Source organism: Candidatus Sordicultor fermentans (assembly GCF_012728195.1).
Taxonomy (GTDB): domain Bacteria; phylum Atribacterota; class Atribacteria; order Atribacterales; family Caldatribacteriaceae; genus Sordicultor; species Sordicultor fermentans.
Genome location: NZ_JAAYFP010000179.1, coordinates 1 through 6,426 on the forward strand (window position 1 = coordinate 1; position 6,426 = coordinate 6,426).

Annotated in this window: 6 protein-coding genes and 1 pseudogene; 4 read left to right on the plus strand and 3 right to left on the minus strand. The window is 40.7% G+C overall.

Translation table 11 applies throughout. The features are described 5' to 3' along the window. Positions 1–625: 625 nt before the first annotated feature. On the minus strand, positions 626–754 hold the full coding sequence (locus tag GXZ17_RS09105; RefSeq protein WP_409376973.1) for a MerR family DNA-binding transcriptional regulator: 129 nt from the start codon (positions 752–754) through the stop codon (positions 626–628). 130 nt (positions 755–884) lie between these two features. On the opposite strand from GXZ17_RS09105, the gene GXZ17_RS09110 reads away from it, so the two are divergent. The 4 genes and pseudogenes from GXZ17_RS09110 to GXZ17_RS09125 all read left to right on the plus strand — a co-directional run. Beyond that, positions 885–1,730 carry an aldo/keto reductase gene (locus GXZ17_RS09110; protein ID WP_409376974.1) on the plus strand — a complete coding sequence of 282 codons (846 nt, stop codon included), beginning with the start codon at positions 885–887 and terminating at the stop codon, positions 1,728–1,730. A 232-nt stretch (positions 1,731–1,962) separates the two neighbouring features. Continuing rightward, complete coding sequence (locus GXZ17_RS09115; RefSeq protein WP_409376975.1) at positions 1,963–2,862, plus strand: alpha/beta hydrolase; 900 nt, start codon at positions 1,963–1,965, stop codon at positions 2,860–2,862. Between the two features lie 51 nt (positions 2,863–2,913). Continuing rightward, positions 2,914–3,531, plus strand: coding sequence for an alpha/beta hydrolase (locus GXZ17_RS09120; RefSeq protein WP_409376976.1), 618 nt, complete (start codon positions 2,914–2,916; stop codon positions 3,529–3,531). A gap of 148 nt (positions 3,532–3,679) precedes the next feature. Continuing rightward, a pseudogene (locus GXZ17_RS09125) lies at positions 3,680–3,973 on the plus strand (ATP-binding protein); the annotation flags it as partial. On the opposite strand, the gene GXZ17_RS09130 reads toward GXZ17_RS09125, so the two are convergent. Next, entirely contained in the window at positions 3,957–4,439 is a 483-nt protein-coding gene (locus GXZ17_RS09130) for a GIY-YIG nuclease family protein (protein WP_409376977.1), read from the minus strand. The pseudogene GXZ17_RS09125 and the gene GXZ17_RS09130 sit on opposite strands and share 17 nt — an antisense overlap. Further along, positions 4,440–5,795 carry an alpha/beta fold hydrolase gene (locus tag GXZ17_RS09135; RefSeq protein WP_409376978.1) on the minus strand — a complete coding sequence of 452 codons (1,356 nt, stop codon included), beginning with the start codon at positions 5,793–5,795 and terminating at the stop codon, positions 4,440–4,442. Positions 5,796–6,426: the final 631 nt, after the last annotated feature.

Here is a 6,426-nt window from a genome sequence, read left to right on the forward strand (position 1 = left end):
CTCTAAACCTAACTGCTCCACAGCTTGGTGACAGAGCCACTCTGCTCCTATCTCCCGCACTCTCTCATGAGATAGAGAGTTGACATCCACCAGCTGATAATCAGAGGTTTCTACTAAATCTTCTCTCTTTTTTCCAGGTTTACTGGAAGAGACATCTACCAGTTTCTGGTCGATGATCTGATGAGCATAGTAGTGAGCTAGTAGTTCTACTGTTTCATTCTCGGGGGGAAATAAAGGTTGTTCTCCTCGGAGAATCTGCTCAATTCTATCGGCTAATAGCTTATGGTCCTTTGGGTTAGGTAATTCCTCTAAAGAACCCAGGTTAAGGATAGTCCGGTGACGGGGTTTACCACCTACTCTATAACTCTCATAATAATTCTGGAACTACAAAGGGTTTTTAGATAACTTACTAAGAAGAAAGGCTGATAAATCAAGGATCTATACCTCAAGTATACCTGAAAATAGGAGGTTTTTCTGGGAAAAAGGCGCAAGTTGGGTTAAGGGATACGCTTTGATTCCAGAGGTAATCAACAATATGGAGGCAGCAAAAGAATAAAATACAGAAGCTGTCCTGTTGATAGTATAAAGGATGAGTTCGATGAGAATCACTCAAATATTTTTTCAGTTAAAAACTTGACAGGCACCCACCGTTGGAACGTTTTATAAATCTAAGCAATTCCTCTTTGTCATAATACCTTAATGTTGAAGCCGCGACATCAACTTGTTTTATCATTTCACCAATTGTATAAACCATTTTAACTCTTCCAGAACTCGCTTAGATTTTTTATATACAAAGGCTATTGACTTAGAGTTAACTTTAAGCTGTACAATCAAATCATGTTGAGTTCAATACAGACAATTTTAATGAATGGAGGAAAGTTTATATGCAAAAGGTAGTTTTAAATAATGGTGTGGAAATGCCCATTTTAGGGTTCGGCGTTTATCAAATAAATGATGCCGAACTGTGTGAACGCTGTGTTTATGACGCAATTGAAACAGGGTACCGTCTGATAGATACTGCTGCCTCATACAGCAATGAAGAAGCTGTCGGAAAAGCAATAAAAAGGAGCGGTGTTCTAAGAGAAGAACTTTTTATTACTACGAAACTTTGGGTTCAGGACACCGGTTATGAAAACACTAAAAAAGCATTTGAAAGGTCGTTGAAAAAATTGCAGTTGGATTATATTGATCTATATTTGATTCATCAGCCGTTTGGCGATGTGCATTGTTCCTGGAGGGCTATGGAGGAGCTCTATCGTGAAGGATTGATTAGGGCAATAGGCGTCAGTAACTTCCAACCGGATCGTTTGATGGATTTAATAATTCACCACGAGGTAGTCCCTGCCGTGAATCAAATTGAAATACATCCCTTCTATCAGCAAACAGAAAGCATTGAGTTTATGAAGAAATACAATGTCCAGCCAGAAGCCTGGGCTCCTTTTGCCGAGGGCAGAAACAACATTTTTCAAAATGAAGTGCTGATGTCGTTGGCCCAAAAGCACGGTAGATCGGTTGCTCAAATTATACTGCGCTGGCTTGTGCAAAGGGGAATTGTTGCAATCCCAAAATCAGTACACAAAGAAAGAATTGTTGAAAATTTCAGCATATTTGATTTTGAACTTTCTTCAGAAGATATGGATAAAATTGCAGCGCTGGATAAAAAAGAAAGTGCTTTCTTTTCACATCGGGATCCAGAAGTCGTAAAAAGTATTTGTTCACTAAAGAGATAAAGTATTAACTGTATCTTATGGAGGAAAGTAGATAAGATATGAAGTTAAAGTTTTTAGTATTTACATTTATTGTTCTCACAGCGTTCTTTTTTACTGCATGGGTCAGCAGCTCTTCACAGAAAAACGAAACAAGCAGTTTTAAACAAAATACTTCTGAAACTGCAAATGTCAAAAATAAATCAACAAATTACGTGCAGAAAAATAACTTAGTGAAGATAAAAAGGTGAGTAGCATGAGCAGTAATTATAAAAAAATAACGACAAATGATTCTGTAATTAATATTATTAATCATCCTGCTTTTGCGGGATTTGGCCAATATATTTTTCCATGGGATGATAGAGTTTATGATGGCGATATGACAATGGGGCAAATAAGCTCTCTTATGCCATATCACAGCCATATTGATGTTGATATTGCAATCAAGGCGCTGAATCGCATGATAGATGATATTAATGCAGAGAAAACAGTGTTTTACAGTATATACACAGAAAAAGAAAAGCAAGAGGATCCAACAAAAAACAATACAGGACTATTCTTTTACCGTGGCAATCCGAGAGCTCCATTCGCAATTATTTGCCCGGGCGGCGGATTTGCTTACGTAGCTTCTTTGCATGAAGGATTTCCATATGCTCTTGAAATCAATAAAAAGGGGTATAACGCATTTGTTTTAAAATATAGAACAGGAAGCGGGCAGAAAGCAACGGAGGATTTGGCGACTGCAATATCCTATATCTTTAAAAATGCCGATTCACTTTCTGTTGGAACAGCCAGCTATTCTCTTTGGGGAAGTTCAGCAGGCGCAAGAATGGCTGCAAATATTGGAACATATGGAGTCTATAATTACGGAGGAGACAACATCCCAAAGCCTGTAACGATAGTAATGGCATATACAGGTCATACCGATTATTCGCAGAATGATCCGCCTACCTTCGCTATTGTTGGTGAAAATGATGGAATTGCACGCCCTTCTACTATGGAAAGACGTATCAATGCTATGAAAGCAAAGGGCATTGATGTGGAGTTTCACAAATATCCGGACTTGGGGCATGGTTTTGGACTGGGAATTGGCACAAGTGCAGAAGGTTGGATAGATGATGCGATAGAATTTTGGAAAAAACATATAACAGAATGAGGAGGAAATAATGTGAAAGTATTATTATAACGAGAGCCCAAATGAGAAAGGATGCACATATCAATTGGTGAAGATTCAGTGTTTCCAAATCCGCTCGACGATGTATCAAGGGCTATCTGGGAGGTACGACGCAACGCCGATGAGTGGGGAATCAATAGTGATCAGATTGTAGTCATGGGATTTTCAGCAGGTGCCTGTGTAGCAGCTATGTCGGCAACCCAGTGGAACACTCCGGGGCTTGCCGCGAGACTTGGTGTACCGCAGGATGGCATTAAGCCGAACGCAGCAGTTATCGCCTATGGTGCAAGCCTGCTGTCGACCATTTTTGATAACGAAGATGATGATTTGATAGTGCCCCCACCGGGCAAGATTACTGCTGATCGCACCCCCGAGGTGGACGTGGTTAACTACGTAGGACCTCATACAGCACCGATGTTTTTCTGGCACAATCGATTTGATAAGTATGTTCCAGTCATAAACCCCATCTTGATGGCAGAGGCGATGATCAAATACAAGCTTCCCTTTGAAATGCATATTTTTCAGAGTGGCGAGCACGGGATGTCTGTATGCAATGAGCTGTTTGATACGACTGGAGAAAAAATAGATAAAAGTGGGGCTTTGTGGGTACCACTGTGCACCACGTGGCTAAAAAATCTATTTGCAAAGTGAACTACATAACCCAAATACACACCCTGGCCCGAAATCGTTAACACTAAACAAGGGGTTGCATTTTATCAACTTGTTGTATTTCAGCCAGTAGATTTAAAACAAGCTTATGAAGAGAACAAATTGGATAAACGTCTGAGCCCATTTCCGACCTCGACTGTTTATCATCGATGAGGTGGGATACCTTCCTCTGGACAAATTAGAAGCCACTTTATTCTTTCAGCTAATCAGTGGTCGTTATGAGAGAGGAAGTATCATCATAACCAGCAACAAGAGCTTTGGAGAATGGGGGGAGGTGATGGGAGATCCCATCTTAGCCACTGCCTTACTGGATAGGTTACTTCATCATGCTCAGGTGATAAATATCCTGGGTAGCAGCTATCGTCTTAAAGACAGAATAAGAGCCGGAGTTTATGGAGCACCTGACCTTAATTCATCAGGTTAAAAGCTAAGAGGTGGATCAATTTAAGGCCGGCCTGGACGCCGGAAATCTTTCCTTTCCAGTAGTCTTTTATTGTAAAGCCCCGGTTCCCAAGATGGACGAGGATTGTTTCCCACAAATTTTTTTCCTGAATATAGAAGAGGTGGCCCGGACATCTACAATCTGAAGAGCCAAAACCAGGAACGGGAAAAGACACTTCAGATATTCCCCGGAGAGCGTTAGCGATGCGGCATTCTTCATTTTCCTCGATCAGGATAACTTCTGTCACCTCTCCCTCAGTCAAAAGATAGTCTATATGCCAGTGAAGTTTTTTATCATACCTCAGGTGGCGATTGATTCTCGCTTGTAAATTTTTTCGAGCACTCCCCACATAGAGGTAAAATCCTGGCTTAAACTGGAAAGTTCCCAATTTGCCTATGGTTAATAAGAGCTCTTCCTCTATTTCAATTAAAAGGATATAACAAGCCACCTATAGCGCCTGAGAGATTTCTTTTATCCACTGAGCGATATCTTCTATAACTTGTTTATCCACATGTCCAGGATTTTGATACTCCCCGGGGGTAGATTTTCCCTCCCCCGCAGCGAAAAGGTGATTTAGCCGGGGATAAAGTTTAAACGTGACGTTATCCTGAGAAGAGAGCCCCTCTTTCCAATTATTGAAATCAACCATGGTGACTTGATAGTCTCTTTCTCCTTGCAAGATAAGCAAAGGACAGGATAATTTTCTCGCCTCAGCTACTGGATCTCTTTTTTCCAGGTCATACCAGTAGCTGGCATAGCTTCCCAATCCCGGCACTATTTCATCTTCTCTAAGCTCGTGGTTTTTTAATAAATCTCTTCCTTTTTTTATCTCTTCCAGCCACTCTTTTTCTTTTTCGTCTATCTGACCATCTAAGGAAAAAATGTATTCCGTCTGTTCTACTACAATCTCCGATAGAGGTCGAGTGGGTCCAGCTAAAATAATAACACCGGCCACTTTACCATCTCGGCGAGCTATCTCTGGAACAAGTTGTCCACCCAGGCTGTGTCCCAGAATAAACACTTCTTGTGGGTTTATTTCTTCCTGGCTGCGCAAAAATTCAAGAGCCGCTAAGGCATCTTCTATGACCTCTTCTTCTACGGTAAACTGGGATAAGTCTTCAATTTTATTTCCGTGGACATAAGTCCGTTTATCGTATCGTAGAGATGCTATTCCCCGGCTGGCTAAACCCCAGGATAGGTCCCGGAATGGTTTATTGGCCAACAGGGTTTCGTCTCTATCGTTTGAGCCGGAGCCGTGCACTAAAAGGAGAGCAGGAAAGGGGCCTTCTCCTTGAGGCAGGGTTAAGGTACCTGGTAACTCCCATCCCGGAATTCCAAAAACTACTTCTCTTTCTATAATTTTATCTTCTTCCACGTAATCTGGCGTAGAATACTCAACCTGAGAAGAAGGGAGAAGTTGAAATCCAATTATTTTTCCTTCTGTGCTAAATGCTAATTTCGCTTTGAATTCTGCTTTTTCAAATTCGCACCGGGCGTAGACCATCTGATATCCTCCCTCCATGGTTACTCGATAGTCTTTCGCCTCTTCTAACGGGCCTAAATCGCTGGTCAGGTTCTCCCACATTTCCTTTAAGGCTCCCTCGGGTAGCATTTCTTGCACCTCGGGAGCAAAGAGTTCTTCAGCCAAGTCGTATTCTCCTGCACTCAAGTACTGGAAAAAATTTTCCGATAGTTCAAGGAGTTCTTCCCGGGAGAATTTATCTTGTTCCTCTCCCATGGCCGGAGTGGCCATTAAAAAAGAGAGGGTCAAAATAGTCATTATCCATACCCATTTATTCATCATTGCGCCTCCTTCGTCCTATTGTAACACTATTTCTTGATTGTAGTAATCATGTTAATGTGATGAATGTGTAAGTGGACTCTATCATCAAGACAAAATTTTAAAGTGCATTATCTTCTATCTCCTCCTGTTAGCTCTCTATCTATCCTCTTTTATCACTAAATATTGAGAATAGTTTTTCAAGGAGTTGCTTCTTCTATTATCTTGTGAGGACGTACCTATTGTATTTACTGGATGCTCTTACGTGGTCTTACTACTCTGTCCAGCTTTAGAGGTCAATTATATCCACACAATTTGACATAGAGTCCTCGAGCTATTGACATTAATTTAATTTCTTATATAATTTTACTGAAGAGAAAGACAGAGTTCTTTTCTAGCACATTTTGAAAAAATATTTTTAAAAAGATAGAAATCTTTCCCCTCCTTACACTAAAGAGAGGTCGGAGTATTCCAGCCTCTCTTTAGTGTTTTTAAAAGAGAAAATTAAATTTAATTTCTCCCCACCCATTGACAAATCCCTTACTCCTGTGGTAAATTATCATTTGCCTCTTCCCTAGGAAGAGGGAGCACCCTGAAAGATGAATATTCCGCCTATTTCCTGATGAGTATATATAATATTTTGAAGGTCAAGCTC